The sequence below is a fragment of the Paenibacillus dokdonensis genome (assembly GCF_004916975.1).
Taxonomy (GTDB): Bacteria; Bacillota; Bacilli; order Paenibacillales; family Paenibacillaceae; genus Paenibacillus_AQ; species Paenibacillus_AQ dokdonensis.
Map to the genome: position 1 here is coordinate 2,828,848 of NZ_STGQ01000001.1, position 14,443 is coordinate 2,843,290.

At 45.5% G+C, this 14,443-nt stretch carries 13 protein-coding genes; 4 read left to right on the plus strand and 9 right to left on the minus strand.

All coding sequences use genetic code 11. The annotated features are described in order from the left end of the window. The first annotated feature begins 238 nt into the window (after positions 1-238). On the plus strand, positions 239-721 hold the full coding sequence (locus E6W40_RS13065) for a zinc ribbon domain-containing protein (RefSeq protein ID WP_136605847.1): 483 nt from the start codon (positions 239-241) through the stop codon (positions 719-721). A 70-nt stretch (positions 722-791) separates the two neighbouring features. Here the strand turns inward: E6W40_RS13065 and E6W40_RS13070 are convergent, their stop codons facing one another. Together E6W40_RS13070 and E6W40_RS13075 are read right to left on the minus strand one after the other, a co-directional pair. Beyond that, on the minus strand, positions 792-1,802 hold the full coding sequence (locus E6W40_RS13070; protein ID WP_136605848.1) for an aldose 1-epimerase: 1,011 nt from the start codon (positions 1,800-1,802) through the stop codon (positions 792-794). Between the two features lie 134 nt (positions 1,803-1,936). Beyond that, a complete protein-coding gene (locus E6W40_RS13075; RefSeq protein ID WP_136605849.1) occupies positions 1,937-4,249 on the minus strand; it encodes a histidine kinase in 2,313 nt (770 codons plus the stop codon). Between the two features lie 300 nt (positions 4,250-4,549). Here E6W40_RS13075 and E6W40_RS13080 point away from each other — a divergent pair, with 300 nt between their 5' ends. Both E6W40_RS13080 and E6W40_RS13085 read left to right on the plus strand, forming a co-directional pair. Further along, complete coding sequence (locus tag E6W40_RS13080; protein WP_136605850.1) at positions 4,550-5,137, plus strand: RNA polymerase sigma factor; 588 nt, start codon at positions 4,550-4,552, stop codon at positions 5,135-5,137. Then, a complete protein-coding gene (locus E6W40_RS13085; protein ID WP_136605851.1) occupies positions 5,118-5,933 on the plus strand; it encodes a hypothetical protein in 816 nt (271 codons plus the stop codon). Before E6W40_RS13080 ends, E6W40_RS13085 begins: the two co-directional genes overlap by 20 nt. 55 nt (positions 5,934-5,988) lie before the next feature. Here E6W40_RS13085 and E6W40_RS13090 read toward each other — a convergent pair whose 3' ends face one another. Further along, a complete protein-coding gene (locus tag E6W40_RS13090; RefSeq protein WP_136605852.1) occupies positions 5,989-6,501 on the minus strand; it encodes a hypothetical protein in 513 nt (170 codons plus the stop codon). A gap of 170 nt (positions 6,502-6,671) precedes the next feature. Here E6W40_RS13090 and E6W40_RS13095 point away from each other — a divergent pair, with 170 nt between their 5' ends. Further along, complete coding sequence (locus E6W40_RS13095) at positions 6,672-7,250, plus strand: nucleotidyltransferase family protein (protein WP_136605853.1); 579 nt, start codon at positions 6,672-6,674, stop codon at positions 7,248-7,250. Between the two features lie 63 nt (positions 7,251-7,313). Here E6W40_RS13095 and E6W40_RS13100 read toward each other — a convergent pair whose 3' ends face one another. From E6W40_RS13100 to E6W40_RS13125, 6 genes are all read right to left on the minus strand, one after another. Then, positions 7,314-8,279 carry an ABC transporter ATP-binding protein gene (locus E6W40_RS13100; protein ID WP_136605854.1) on the minus strand — a complete coding sequence of 322 codons (966 nt, stop codon included), beginning with the start codon at positions 8,277-8,279 and terminating at the stop codon, positions 7,314-7,316. Next, positions 8,272-9,255, minus strand: coding sequence for an ABC transporter ATP-binding protein (locus E6W40_RS13105; RefSeq protein ID WP_136605855.1), 984 nt, complete (start codon positions 9,253-9,255; stop codon positions 8,272-8,274). The genes E6W40_RS13100 and E6W40_RS13105 overlap by 8 nt, the downstream gene beginning before the upstream one ends. Positions 9,256-9,269: 14 nt before the next feature. Then, positions 9,270-10,199, minus strand: coding sequence for an oligopeptide ABC transporter permease (gene opp4C, locus E6W40_RS13110; protein ID WP_136605856.1), 930 nt, complete (start codon positions 10,197-10,199; stop codon positions 9,270-9,272). 18 nt (positions 10,200-10,217) lie between these two features. Next, positions 10,218-11,174 carry an ABC transporter permease gene (locus tag E6W40_RS13115; RefSeq protein ID WP_136605857.1) on the minus strand — a complete coding sequence of 319 codons (957 nt, stop codon included), beginning with the start codon at positions 11,172-11,174 and terminating at the stop codon, positions 10,218-10,220. Positions 11,175-11,253: 79 nt separating this feature from the next. Next, positions 11,254-13,002 (minus strand): ABC transporter substrate-binding protein, encoded by a 1,749-nt coding sequence (locus tag E6W40_RS13120; protein WP_136605858.1) that lies wholly within the window; start codon positions 13,000-13,002, stop codon positions 11,254-11,256. A gap of 290 nt (positions 13,003-13,292) precedes the next feature. Further along, positions 13,293-14,207 (minus strand): ArsR/SmtB family transcription factor, encoded by a 915-nt coding sequence (locus tag E6W40_RS13125; RefSeq protein ID WP_246072993.1) that lies wholly within the window; start codon positions 14,205-14,207, stop codon positions 13,293-13,295. Between the last annotated feature and the right edge of the window lie 236 nt (positions 14,208-14,443).

Below are 14,443 nucleotides of genomic sequence, written 5' to 3' on the forward strand. Positions count from 1 at the left end.
GATGAGCATTCCACATGGATATTTTCCATATTTACAGCTTTAATACCCGCTTGAATGGATCAAAAAAACAGGTGTTTCCCTCTTCCAGATACTCGGTTATAATGCCATAAGATGAGCCATACACTATAACTACCAAAAGGTATCCATAAGCGGGTAAGCCGGGAGGACCTCGTGTTCCTCTCTCTTGTACGTAAAGAAAAGATGGATACAGAACGGGTGAAGGAGGAGAACCACCGTTATGTCCAACTTTTTAAACAAGCTCAAACAGGGTGTGTCAGACGCGGGCAAAAAAGCCCAGCAAACCGTGGAGTCCACGTCACTGAAATTCCAGGTATCAACCAAAGAAAAGGATATCGAAAAAAACTATACGGAAATAGGGCGAATTGTATATCGTTCGCTTGAAACGGAATCCAGCTTTATTCCGAATGAAGAGTTCACAAAGTACCGTGAGGCCATTCTAAGTCTGGAACAAGAGATCGAAGATCTGAACCGTAAAATTCAGCATTTACAAAATCTCAAGGAATGCGGATGCGGTAAAATGCTGCCGGCAGACGCATCCTACTGCCCTTTCTGCGGCCAGCAGTTTCAAACCGTCGTTGTACAGCCTGCAGCTGTGCAAAGCCCTCATACCGAAAAAGCAGCCTTCTGCCCGAATTGTGGCGAACCAGCGTCTTCGGGAGACCATTTCTGCCGTGGTTGCGGGTTCCAATTAAGCGAGTAAAAACAGAAACCGCCCTTCCTATCCGGAAAGGCGGTTTCTTATGTCTTCTGTGTAATTGAGACGGTATGATTTATTTAGTGCGCTTAATTGCGTAGAAGGAGCTAGTCTCTTCCCATCTCTCGCCAGGCTCAAGCCCAAGGAGTCCCATTTCCTCAGCTGGGAGGTCTGAAATATTCGGTGCATTCACCAGATTAATTTGTGGTTCCGGACAGAAGAATTTCCCGCCTGCTCCGTTGTTCCAAATCATCCAATATTTATAAGCTGTTCCAACATCATAAACAAGTACATCACCCGTGCGTTGATCTGTCAGCTCCATCCGATTGCGCCCATCTTGCGGGACTGCCGTGTAATGGTTATCCATGGAGGCAAAATACGGACTGACACCCTCCGCCTTCATCGATTCTTCCTCTTCGCTAAGCGTCTGGAATTGTCCAGTCGGAAGCATTCGTTCAGTCATTTCCCAGCGCTGCCCGATCGTCATTTTAAACGTATAGTCCGATGCTGCGCTTCCAGGGACAAACGGTGCATTGATCGCTGTGTGGAAAGCCAGCAAATTCGGCATTCTCTCTTGCCCGTCATTTGTTACGGTGACATGCTGCTGCAAACCTTCTCCGCTCAAAGTATAACGTAGCGAAATGGTAAACTCGAACGGAAAGTACTGTTTATAAAGATGGCCGTCTCTCACCCGCTGGGATAGAACAACCACACTTTCATATTCGTCTCCCTTTATGTAATCGACAGCCCATGGCAGCTGATGCATGAAGCCATGCAGATGGTTGCCGCGATCCGTCTCATTGACTGGAAGCTCATAAACTTTACCCTCCCAGGCAAATTTTCCTCCATCAAAACGATTGGGCGGAAACAAAACCGGTATGCCATAGATACCTGGATTTGCTATGAAATCCTCCATCTCGTTTGCTTCCGGTTCGCGCAAATACCGGAAACCGTTCTCAAGATCTCGGAATAAGATCAGGTTTGCGCCCCGTTCGGGCAGAACCGCCGCTTCGTATCGTCCATGCTTCAGCCAGATGGCATGCTCGCCATGAAAATCGCCTTCGTATGCTGCATTTTGTGTCTCCATGATTGCCTCCTCGTGGGTATCGAATTCGTAAATACACTGCTTGTAATAATATACCACGCTATGCAGGTCTACGAAAACGATATAGTCAACTTAAGTTTACTCATTTGAATAATAGCAATAATGGTCGGGTTGAATCAGTTGATGCTTTCAGGGTTGGATACCAGAAGAACGTCCATGTCCCGTGCCCGTCGGATCAGGTCGCGAATGACTTTGCGGCGCCGCATCGATTGACCGCATACCGCCTGCCCGACAATAATTTGCGTCGCCTGCACTTGGTTCGTCTTATCCATAATTAAGGCTGGGATCTCCTTCCAGGTTTCCACGGACAGCGTATCGAAGGAACCACCAAAGCTCTCGGTGAGCTTGCGGAAAGCATCTATTTTTAACTGTTCATCTTCTTTCGATAAAGCTTCCACCTGAATATAATTCACATACCATGTGGCTTTTAATCGGTATGCAATACGAAACCCGCGCCGGATCAGACGCTCATGATTGGAACCGGGCAGGATACATACATAAATAGCCTCTTCTTTGCGCCAGGGTCCACGCAGTGAAAATTGCCTTTCCCAGGCTTCCAGTCTCTCATCCACATCATCAGCAATTTCGCGAAGGGCTAACTCTCGCAAAGCAATCAGGTTGCCGGTCTTAAAAAAAGAGCTCAGCGCTTGCTCGACTTTGTCTGCCGCGTATATTTTGCCTTCCTTCATCCGCTGCTGCAGCGACTGGGGGGTGACATCAATCAATTCGACTTCATCTGCCATGGACAGAATATAATCAGGTACCGTTTCCCGGACACGTATACCCGTGATTTGCTCCACTGCATCATTCAGGCTTTCCAGATGCTGAACATTCACCGTAGTAATCACTGATATTCCATGCTCCAATAGAAACGCGATGTCCTCATATCTTTTCTTGTGAATACTTCCGGGAACATTGCTGTGCGGGAGCTCATCCACCAGCACCAGCTCCGGATTGCGTGCAATAATGGCCGCGGTATCCATTTCTTTCAGAACCGTTCCTTTATACGGAATCTGTAGAGCGGGCACCATATTAAGGCTATCCACCTGAGCGGCCGTCTCCGCACGTCCATGCGTCTCCAACCAGCCAATGACTACATCTACTCCTTTACGGAGACTTTCATTACCCTCATGGAGCATCGTATAAGTCTTACCGACACCGGGAGCCGCGCCGATATAAATTTTAAAGCGTCCACGTTTAATCCGTTCAACCTTCTTCTCCATTTCTTCTTTGTTGAGCCGATGGTACATATCGCTCTCTTCCGGATGCTGCCTGCGTGTGGGCAAAATTCTCGGCCCGCCCTGAGCCGTGCGGTCCGCTACCCAGAAAATATCAATGCCTTTAGCCCGTTTTAATATCCCGTCAGTTACCGATCCCTGCCAAAATTCCTGCCAGCTGCTTTTTTTAGAATGACCGAGCACAATACGTGTGACTTTTTTATCCACGGCATAACGGATTAAAGTATCAGCAAACTGGCGGGTTGAGCGTAAGGGCAGTTCCTCTATCAAAGCCCCCGTCTTTTTAGCCATTTTCTGCAATGAACGCTTGAAGGCTGAAGCTTCTTTCGTGAGCTTGCTCTGATCAGGCATGAAAATCACAACCAGCAGATCCCCATTCAATCGCTTGGCGATTTGCTGCCCCCTCCGGATATAGATGGAACCATTCCAGTGATATTGTGCCGAGACTAGAATCCGTTCCGATGCACCGGAAGGTCCTGGAAGTCCTTGCTCATCCCGGTGCTTTTCCAGGGTCGAATTAACATCCTCAGCAACGAGCCGCAGCGACAGTTCCCGAAGTACAGCCAAATCCTTGCGTGTGAAGAGTTCCGTATCCATGCTCTGTCCCAGATGTCCTTCCTTGAGCCTTCCGATCAGCGTCTCAGGCGTGACATCGATCAGCCGGACCTCATCAGCCTGACTCAATGTATCCAGGGGAACGGTCTCTCTTGCTTCCATCCCCGTCCACTTTCTTGCCAGATCATGAACTCCCTCAAGTTCATATACATTAAGCGTCGTAATGACACTGATCCCTTTTTCAAGCAAAAACTCTATATCCTTCAACCGGTTCGGAAAAAGCGCTTCCTTACGATTCCGGTGAGCCAGTCCATCTACAAGAACAACCTCGGGATTACGTGCAAGCAGTCCCTCCAGGTTCAGATCCTTGGATTCCTTGCCTTGATCCATCCAGTGGATACTGGACACCCGTTCCAAATCAGCAAGCTGCCTGACCGTTTCCGGACGTTTGAGTGTTGATACCGCGCAGATGACAACATCTATGCCTTGGTTTTGTAAAATCTGTCCTTCCCGCAGCATGTGATAGGTTTTGCCGCTGCCGCTGACGGCCCCGATGATAATTTTCAGATTGCCGCGTTGCAGCCTCCGGATATCTTCCAATATTTGCTCCGGCGTTTTTCTTTTATATCCTTCCATGGTGCATGTCTCCCCTGCTTCTGGCTCTTTGTGGAATCGTAATCCTGAGCGGGATATAAGTAAAATGAAGATTGGTGTATTTCAGGCATAGTGTGCGGAATAATCCGAAAAAATGACTTTTTGACAAGCAAAAAGCATATATTTGAAACGTTATCTCGGCATTGCTTTACTTATCTCATTTTCATGCTTTTGTTCTTCTAAAATTTCAATACCAAATATTAGGCTACGTTGCCATAAATATTGTAAAATAGAATATAAGCGAATAACCAAAAGAACGGGGTTATCGGGAAGGGGATTACCATGTCCAATATGATCAGACTTCTTGCGACGGCGGATTTCAGCGATGTCAGTCAGGATTTGCAGGAAGAAATATATTATGAATATTATGATTTTGCTTATGGCATGATTCTCTATATCGTTAAAGATCACGCGGCTACCGAGGATATTATTCAAGAATCTTTTATTAAAGTTATAAGAAACAAGCCTATTTTTGAGAACGAGGGCAAATTGCGAGCATGGCTTAAAGTAGTTACCAAAAATACAACCATTAATTATTTGCGAAAAAATAAAAACTACCGTAACCAATTGGATGTTGAAGGTGTTTTTATGTATAAAGAGGAAATTTCCAAGTCTCCGATATCGGTGGAAAACACAGTAGAAACCATGCTAATTGAAGAGTCTATCATGGAATACCTTCGGCAACTGAAGCCTGAATACAGCGTACTGATCGAATACAGGTGGAAACAAGGCCTCACCTACAAAGAAATCTCTAATATATTGGATCTGAGCGAAGATGTCGTCAAACAGCGTCTTTTCAGAGCCCGTGAAAGTATTAAAAAAATGCTGTTTAAAGAGTGGGGGATTAAGGATGAAAAGCGAAAAATATGAAGAATGGTTTGAGGTCGCTTTCGACCGAGCGGTTTCTTCATCCTCGTTAACGTCCGACGAAAGCAAGAAAGCATCCTGGAAAAAGGTTCAGGCTGAAATTGCACAGATTAACCAAAAGCGCAAACGGAGACGTCGTATGCAGCTCAGCGGCATTGTTGCTGCTTCATTTATTGCGGGTGCTATATTATTCAGTCCTCCTGGCGTCACTACAGCTATCTCTCCTATAATGAAGTCTGTCGTCGATTTGGGTAACGGCATGATGAATATCATTATCAGAAATGGTGAAGTTCCTTCAAATCTAGTTACCCCCAAAACAGAACTACCGGAAAAATATTTCAGTCCGGAAGGCGAGAATGACAATTTTGCCCGTTTGGAGTCATCGGAAGTTAGAAACAGTGTAAGTGAACCTCCTAACAGAGAGGAATTAAAATCCCAACTATCATTCGTGCTGCCTGAAATAGATCAGATGCCTGAAGAATATAGTTTTGAAAATTACACCCTTTCCTTTCCAACAGAAGATGGAAGCAAGTATGACAGGATTTCATTAAAATACACCGATAAAGAGCAGCATGTACTTTGGATACACATCATGAAATTAAAAACCTATCAATCAACCATTTCAACGGTTCCAATAGACACAGAAAAATTAAAGTTAGGTAATGATGAATTATATTACAGCCCGGGTGTATATAATCAATTACTCGGAGCCCATCAGTCGCTGATCATTCAGTTTTCCAGCAATCTCCAAAAGGATGCGTTAGTTGATGTGTATAAATCATTGATGCAAATCCCTTAGTACGAAATAAAGAAGCGGCGAACTTATTCAGTTCGCCGCTTCTTTATTTCGTAATTTAGTAAGCTAAAACAAAGTCCGAATATTCGATGCTTTGCTCGTAGAGTCCACCCTTGTTAATCGAATGCGTGCAGGCAACACGATAATAGAAGGCTTTAACGCCAGTAAAGAGCGCATCCCCAACTACAAAATCGGTGTTGTTTTTTGAGAAAGTTGCATTGGATACATCAACCCAACTTGTACCTGTATAACGTTGTAGAGATACATAGGCTTTAATGGTATCCACACTAGATTTTGCTGCCGTGTCTGCATTAATCCGAAGCTGCCCATTACCGATCGCGCTAATCGTTGCATTACCCGCGGCCAAATATTGGTAGTTTCCGCTAATGCTGAGAGGACTAAACTCTGTTGGTGGAGGTGGTGTGAGAGCACCAGGCTCAATCACTGCAGAAGAAGTAGAAGTATTGTCGGCGGCGTACGATTCGGCTCCTGCCCCGGTAGCCAGCAGCATGCTGAGTGCGGAGACAGCAACGGTCATGGATAGAAGTTTGCGAAAAATAGATTTCTTCATTCTCTCACCTGTCCTTATATGGGTAATATTGGAATACACCTCATATAACGTTTTAGAAGCAGACAAGTTACGACTTTTTAAAAGAATTTTTTATAAATTTCGATAGAATATTTTATCGCATCTCCAGTTATTGATTTATAATAGTCATATTCGTTCTAGGAGGGATCATTTTGATCATAAAAAATGAGCGGGACATCATTCAACTCGTCCAGGAAGATACTTGGATGATGGATATTTTACATACCGCCAAAACGTTGCAGCTTCCGGATTGGTGGGTATGTGCGGGATTCGTTCGTTCAAAAATTTGGGATGTTCTGCATGGATTCTCAGATCGGACACCCCTGCAGGATGTTGATGTCGTCTATTTTGACCCAAACTGCTGCGATGAAGCTGTTGAAAAAGAACTGGAAAAGAAACTGTTCTCGATCAACCCTCATGTCCCCTGGTCTGTGAAAAACGAAGCCCGAATGCATCTCATCAACAATATGCCTCCATTCACCTCCACGGTGGATGCGATTGCGAACTTTCCTGAGACCGTGACCTCACTAGGACTCACATTGGGAGAGAATAACCAATTAATACTGACAGCTCCGCATGGAATTCAGGATGTAATCGATATGACAGTAAGGTCCACTCCCTACTATCTTCAATCCAAAGATACTGCAGAAATTTACGAAGGACGTGTATTGAAGAAAAATTGGAGTCAGACATGGAATCAAGTGAGAATTATACATATACAAAAAGCATAATGTGAACATATCAAAGGCATAGTCCATTTCGGACTATGCCTTTATTGATAACATCTCGATACGTCATACCAGATGACAAGCTACAAAATGCCCTCCTCCCGCGTCGCGGAATACAGGTACTTCTTCCTTGCAGCGTCCTACAGCAAATGGACAACGTGTATGGAATTTGCATCCGGCTGGCGGATCCGCAGGGTTGGGAATATCCCCTTTCAGGACAATCCGTTCACGTTTAAGCTTTGGAATCGGAATGGGAACTGCCGATAGCAAAGCTTTAGTATAGGGATGCAGCGGGTTTCTGAAGAGCTCATCCCGGGATGCCGTCTCCATCATCGATCCCAGATACATGACCCCAATCCGGGAGCATAGATGCTCAACCACGCTCAGATCATGAGAGATAAACAGGTACGTTAGACCACGTGTCTCCTGCAGCTTGCGGAACAGGTTGATAATCTGGGCTTGAATCGATACGTCCAGAGCGGATACGGGTTCATCGGCAATGATGAGGTCCGGATTCAACACGAGCGCGCGTGCAATGCCAATCCGCTGACGCTGTCCTCCCGAAAATTCATGCGGGAACCGGTTAATGTGATAAGATGACAGCCCGCATGATTGAAGTACCTCGAGCACTCGGTCCCGGACCTCTGCTTTGGGTACGAGCCCATGATCCAGCAGCGCTTCACCTATCGCTTCGCCTACCCGAACCCTTGGATTAAGTGAGCTATATGGATCCTGAAAAATCAGCTGCATGCTTGGACGAATCTTCCGAAGCTCTTGAGGAGATAAGCTGTACAAATCGATGCCCTTGAACTTGACCTCTCCCTCTGTCTTTTCCGTCAGACGAATAATGGTCTTGCCCACGGTGCTCTTGCCGCTGCCGGATTCACCGACAAGGCCAAACGTTTCGCCCTTTTGAATCGATATGCTGATATCATCGACTGCCTTAACATGACCTACAGTCCGGTTCAGCAATCCTTTCTGGATCGGAAAGTATTTCTTAAGATGGTTGACTTCAAGCAATGCATCAGACATGCACAACCGCCTCCTCATACAGCCAGCAAGCGGCCTTCTGTTGCTCGGCAACTTCACTCAGCTTGGGCTGTTTTGTTCTGCAAATATCCATGCAGTGCGCGCAGCGGTCATGAAAGTAACAGGATTCTGTCAATTCAAGCGGATTCGGTACTTGACCCGGAATGGAATACAGTTCATCCTGGCGCTGATTAATGACTGGCTTGGATTTCAATAAGCCCTGTGTGTACGGATGTTTTGGCGATTGGAAAAGCTTGACGACTTCGCCTTCTTCGACAATTTTGCCTGCGTACATGACAATAACATAATCCGCCATCTCGGCCACAACGCCGAGGTCATGCGTAATCAGCATGATAGACATGTTGGACTGTTCCTTAAACTGTCGCAGCATATCCAGAATCTGAGCCTGAATGGTTACATCAAGCGCTGTCGTTGGTTCGTCGGCGATAAGCAGCTTTGGATTGCCGGATATGGCAATGGCAATCATAATCCGCTGCAGCATCCCGCCACTCAGCTCATGCGGATAGGAATCTACAATTTGTCCAGCTCTCGAAATCCCCACCTGTTCAATCAGCTGAATAGCCCGTTCACGCGCTTCTTTTTTACTTAGATTTTGATGAACGATCAGAGGCTCCATGATTTGCTCCCCGATCTTCAGAACCGGATTCAGAGATGACATCGGCTCCTGAAAAATCATCGAAATATCGTTACCACGGATCGTCCGCAGTTCATTTTTACTTAGCTGAAGCAGATCTTTTCCATTAAAATGAATTTGACCATTGACGACTTTACCCCCAGGCTCCTCGACAAGACCCATGATGGACATGGCGGTAACGCTTTTTCCGCAGCCGGACTCGCCTACGATACATACGGTTTCACCTTCGCGCACACGCAGACTGATATCGTCAACCGCTTTGACCTTACCATTGCCATTATCGAAATAAGTGCTGAGATGGTCTATTTTAATTAAATCTTTCATAGGAAGTCTCCCACCTACCTCTTCTGTTTAGGATCAAGAACATCCCTGAGACCGTCGCCAAAAATATTAATGGCAATGACTGTCGCAAAGATGGAAAAGCCAGGAGGAATCCATAACCACGGGCGTTCCTGGAAGTCAATCAGATTATTGGCCGCATCGATCATGTTGCCCCATGTTGGCGTCGGTGCCATCACTCCGAGACCGAAGAAGCTGAGCACGGATTCACTCAGAATCGAGCCGCCGATATTCAAGGTTGCAATGACGATCAGCAGCGGGAAAATGTTCGGCAGTAAATGATTGAACAGCTTACGCCGGTCACGCAGCCCGAGAACCACTGCCGCCTGCATAAATTCCCGCTCCCGCAAACTCAGCATCTGGCCTCTAACCATGCGCGCCAGACCAGGCCAGTTGACGAATCCAAGCATGAACATCACAATATACATCCTGTATTCGGTTGGTACCTTCCACTCAGATAACAATGAGCCTCCAATAAACAACAGCGGCAGACCTGGTATCGTAAGCAGCAAATCGGCAATCCGCATAATTACTTGATCCACAATGCCTCTGTAGTAACCAGCGATAGCTCCGAGAAGTGATCCAATAAACACGGAGAGTACCATAGACGCAAAACCGACAGTCAACGAAATGCGTCCGGCCTGAAGCACACGTGTCAGTACATCTCTTCCCAGTGCATCGGTTCCAAGCCAATGCTTCAGGTTTGGTGCCTTATTCATCATCGCCATATTCACTTTATTATCTGTATATGGCGAGAAGAATGGTCCAATAAAACAAGCTAACAACATCATAACGACAACCACTAACCCCGTAATCGCAAGCTTATTCTTAAGCAGCTTTTGCATCGACTGCCCAAATAAGGAAGATGATTTCGCCAAGGGTTGCTTGGCCCCGATCGTCCCGGGCAGCGGTGTGCTGTTCAGTGACATGAAATGTTTCCCCCTTTTCTAGTGCAGCCGGACACGCGGATCAGCAATTTGATACAGCACATCGGATATAAGTGTTCCAATAACGGTAAGTATAGCTAGCAGCATGGTGAACCCCATGAGCAGCGGATAATCCCGCAGTCCAAAGGATTGCATGTACAGCTGGCCTATCCCCGGCCAGTTAAAGATTTTCTCAATAATAATGGATCCGCCAAACAATGCCGGAAGCTCAAAGCCCACCAAGGTAATAGCCGGCAAGAGTGCATTACGCAGTGCATGCCTGAAAAGTACTTTGCTTTCTTTAAGCCCTTTGGCCCGTGCAGTCCGGATATAATCCTGCTTAATGACATCAATCATACTGCTGCGGAAGTAACGGCTCAGCGAACCCACGCCAAGCAGCGTCATAACAATAACCGGCAGCGTCATATGGTGTATCACTTCCTTAAAATAAGCCATGCCCACGGCATTGGTGCCTGTGGTCAGCATGCCTCCTGGAGGAAGCCACTTCAGATCGACTGCTAGTATTTTGATCAGGAATAAACCGATAAAAAACGATGGTAGAGACATCGCTGCAAAAATAAGGATCGTCATCAGCGTATCAAACCATGAATACTGCTTATACGCTGACACGACTCCGACGATCACGGCAATCAGCCAGGTCAAAAACGTGGATACGATTGCGAGCAGAAAGGAATTCCAAATATATTCGTTAAACAGGGTCAGAACCGGCTTCTGTTGTGCCAGGGAATAACCTAAATCACCATGAATCGCATTCTTCATCCATATACCGTAACGTTCGAGCAGAGGCTTATTCAATCCGTAGATTTCCCTCAGCTCCGCCTTGCGTTCAGGGCTAAGCTTGATATTATTGCTGATATAATCCCCGGGCGTCAAAGCATACAGGCTAAAAATCAAAAGTGATGCAGCCAGCAGGATAATCAGCATATAACTGATCCGTTTCGTTAAATAAGCACTCATCATTAGCCTCCTAATCGCATTGTCCCCCGCCCGGTTACCGTAATACGCTCGGGACGAGGGACGAAATGTTTTTTACGGATTATTGTGCCGGCTTAAGCGACCAGTCTGGAAGACTGTTTGCCAAGCCAACAAACGGGCTAACGGCCAAGTTATCGATCCGTCCATTATATCCATAGACGGTTTTCTTATAGTTCGTAAAGATAATTGGAAGCTCATCATTCAGGAGCTGAAAGATTTCTTTATATACTTTTTTGCGTTCTTCGATATCGGAAGTTGCTAAGCCTTTTTCATACAGCTCCTTTAGCTTTGGATTGTCGTAGGCCTTTATCTCACCGTCCAGGAACTGCACCAAACCGTCCGAAGGATCCGTCAGCATTGCTGTAGAGAAGGATACGAGATCATAGTCTCCGCTTTCCATTTTAGATACCAGAGAGTTAAAGTCAGCAAATACTTCAGGTTCAAATTTCACGCCGATGGCTTGGAAGTTTTCCTTCGCTACCGCAATGAAGATATCCGTCTGTTTGCTCTTGGATCCAAGGAAATGGATGGAGAGCTGCTTGCCGTCCTTCTCACGGATACCGCCTGCGCCTTCCTTCCAGCCAGCTTCCTCCAGAAGCTGCTTGGCTTTTTCCGTATCAAATTTGTATGGATTAATGCCGTCTTCCGTATAAGCCCAGGAAATAGGTGAAGATGGAATGTTAGCTACGGAGCCTGCACCTTGGTTAGCATCCACATAAATACTCTGACGATCCAGTCCGTAGGTCAGCGCTTGGCGTACTTTCTTGTCCTTCAGTGCTTCATGCTCCAGGTTCACCTGCAGATATCCATACGTGCTTGGCGTATAAGGGATGATATTTACGAATCCAAGACTCTTCAGCTTATCGATATTTTCTGTGGTGGCGCTGAACGAAGAATAGTCAATTTCACCTGTTTCGAGATACTGCCAAGTGTCACCTTCGGAAGTTTTGTAAATAAAATGCTCCGTTTTCGGTTTGCCTTTGTAATAGTTCTCATTGGCAACGAAACGGACTTCCTGACCCGGAATGAATTTCTCCAGTTTGTATGGTCCGTTACCGACCGGAGTGGAATGAAGCTTTTTAATATATTCCAGTTGGCCAAACTTGTAATCCTTACCGTAGTAAGCCTTGGACAAGACCTTATCACCCAACATGACCAGTGCCGTCGCATTAGGTTTTTCCAGCGTGATGGATATCGTCTGTGGATCAATAATCTTGATGCCGGAAATGCTCGCAGCCTTGCCTTCCTTATATTCTTGTGCACCCTTTACAGGGAGTGTTGGAACCATAGAGTCGCCATCATAGGCCTTATCGAACTGGATTGTCCATGTGAAAGCAACGTCATCTGCTGTCATTGGAGATCCGTCACTAAATTTCAAATCCTTGCGAAGATGGTATGTATATGTGAGCTGATCATCTGAAATATCCCATTTCTCAGCCAAATCAGGAATTGGAAGTCCCTTCTCATCCACGGTTACCAGGGAGCCGAATAGCAGTGAGTTGACGTTACCGTCGTATCCGCTTTGCGTAAAGTACGGCGTGAACGCACCGCTCGGATCTGTTAAACCAACGATAATTGTATCCGTGCGCTGCTTGGCAACTGCTGGAAGCTTAGACATATCCGCTGCTGTAAAAGGTTCGTTGAGTCCCGACTCTCCGCCAGGAGCTGCAGCCGGCTGATCCTTCGAGCCTTGTTCGGTTTGCGTTGTACTGCCGGATGTTGACGCCGTATCCTTTTGATCCGAGCATGCCGAGAGTACCAGGGAGCCGACAATGAGTAGTGATGTTAATAAATAAACGCCTTTTTTCATAAAGAATAACCTCCTATTTTTCTAATTCACTAATCATTCCTATAAGATAAGTATGATTTAAGATACCATTGATTAATGTTTATTATAGAAACCATTTGTAGTTCTGTAAATAGAGAACTTAAAAAGTTTTCTGAAAATAATTCAGAGTAATTTTCTGTAACTTTTTCTAATTGTGAAAAGTGCTCCTGAAGAACTACTTGATCCGATTGAAAAATGTGCACAATAAAAAGACCTCTCTGCTTGCCAAATAGCAAATCAGGAGGCCTTATCTCATGTGATATCGTATAATACTATCCTTCCTCGATATAGTTCATCAACCGCTCCTGAACCTGGAAGAGCGCACGCTTTCTCAGACTGTATTCCGTTAGGTTTTCCCCTTCAAAATGAGCATATAGTACCCCTGCGCTGCGAAGCTTCGAGATATGATCATGGGTGATTCCTTTGGATAGCTTAAGATGACTCACAATTTCGGTGAATGTACGGGGACCCTTATGCAGGAACCTTAAAATCTTCAAACGGTTTTTCTCCCCAAGACTCCGGAGTGTTCGCAGATCATGTGTTGGAATCAGCTCCTCATCCCCCAAATAAATTCGAGCGTTATAATGACAGATCAGCTTGGAACCATATTGAGAAACGATATTGAGCGGTTGAAAATGATACTGAGGAACCAGAAGCAGCTCCTGTACACCAGGCACCGGTTTGAAAATCATTCCATTTGTTGTTTCGTCTACAAACTCTTCTCCTTGAACTTCAATCAGACGGTTGATTCTCGTCTCTTTTTCCTTTTCGAGCGCAGACAGAATCTTCTGATCTACATGTTGAAAATATTGATCGTACCATTGCTGAAACATGGAGCTTGTTTTTTCCTGAAAAACTTCAATGTCATCCTCAGGGAATTCATTGCCGTTTGCTTCGAAAAGCTCAATAAGTTGATGAATGCTTAAATGCCTAAACCAAGATAAAAAACCTTCAACGCCAAGGCCCTCTGGAACAAGGAACGCCATCAGATAGGCAAAGCTCCAGTCCCCGTTAATCAGCATGTCATCAAGCGTTTGGGCAAATTCAGGTGTTAGCTTTTCTTTGGTTTCGATGGCCCAACAAGGAGCGAGGTCGATCTTTTTGTGTGATTTGCGGCATATGTAGGAATGCAGGCTGTTCATAAATTCATGAACGGGTTCGAATTTTATATCCAAGCTACAATTCAATCTCTTTGTCCTCCCTTCAATCTACATTGAACTAAAGTTTATGTTACTCACATGCCAAACCCCTTATATATGTGGCAATGGATGAATTGGCCCGATGCATCTTCAGTTCTTTTTATCAAATTGAATATATTATAACGTGATCATTTTAGCGCATTCCATCCCTTTCTATCAAATGCTATATAAAATTATGTTATCACAGCCTCAAAACACACCCGAATCCGCTTCAATTTCTTCTT

Bases quoted from the DNA above. Each gene is read 5' to 3' on its own strand.
- E6W40_RS13065 (WP_136605847.1), top strand. From the start codon at position 239: ATGTCCAACTTTTTAAACAAGCTCAAACAGGGTGTGTCAGACGCGGGC.
- E6W40_RS13070 (WP_136605848.1), bottom strand. From the start codon at position 1,802: ATGGAGACACAAAATGCAGCATACGAAGGCGATTTTCATGGCGAGCAT.
- E6W40_RS13075 (WP_136605849.1), bottom strand. From the start codon at position 4,249: ATGGAAGGATATAAAAGAAAAACGCCGGAGCAAATATTGGAAGATATC.
- E6W40_RS13080 (WP_136605850.1), top strand. From the start codon at position 4,550: ATGTCCAATATGATCAGACTTCTTGCGACGGCGGATTTCAGCGATGTC.
- E6W40_RS13085 (WP_136605851.1), top strand. From the start codon at position 5,118: ATGAAAAGCGAAAAATATGAAGAATGGTTTGAGGTCGCTTTCGACCGA.
- E6W40_RS13090 (WP_136605852.1), bottom strand. From the start codon at position 6,501: ATGAAGAAATCTATTTTTCGCAAACTTCTATCCATGACCGTTGCTGTC.
- E6W40_RS13100 (WP_136605854.1), bottom strand. From the start codon at position 8,279: ATGTCTGATGCATTGCTTGAAGTCAACCATCTTAAGAAATACTTTCCG.
- E6W40_RS13105 (WP_136605855.1), bottom strand. From the start codon at position 9,255: ATGAAAGATTTAATTAAAATAGACCATCTCAGCACTTATTTCGATAAT.
- opp4C (WP_136605856.1), bottom strand. From the start codon at position 10,199: ATGTCACTGAACAGCACACCGCTGCCCGGGACGATCGGGGCCAAGCAA.
- E6W40_RS13115 (WP_136605857.1), bottom strand. From the start codon at position 11,174: ATGAGTGCTTATTTAACGAAACGGATCAGTTATATGCTGATTATCCTG.
- E6W40_RS13120 (WP_136605858.1), bottom strand. From the start codon at position 13,002: ATGAAAAAAGGCGTTTATTTATTAACATCACTACTCATTGTCGGCTCC.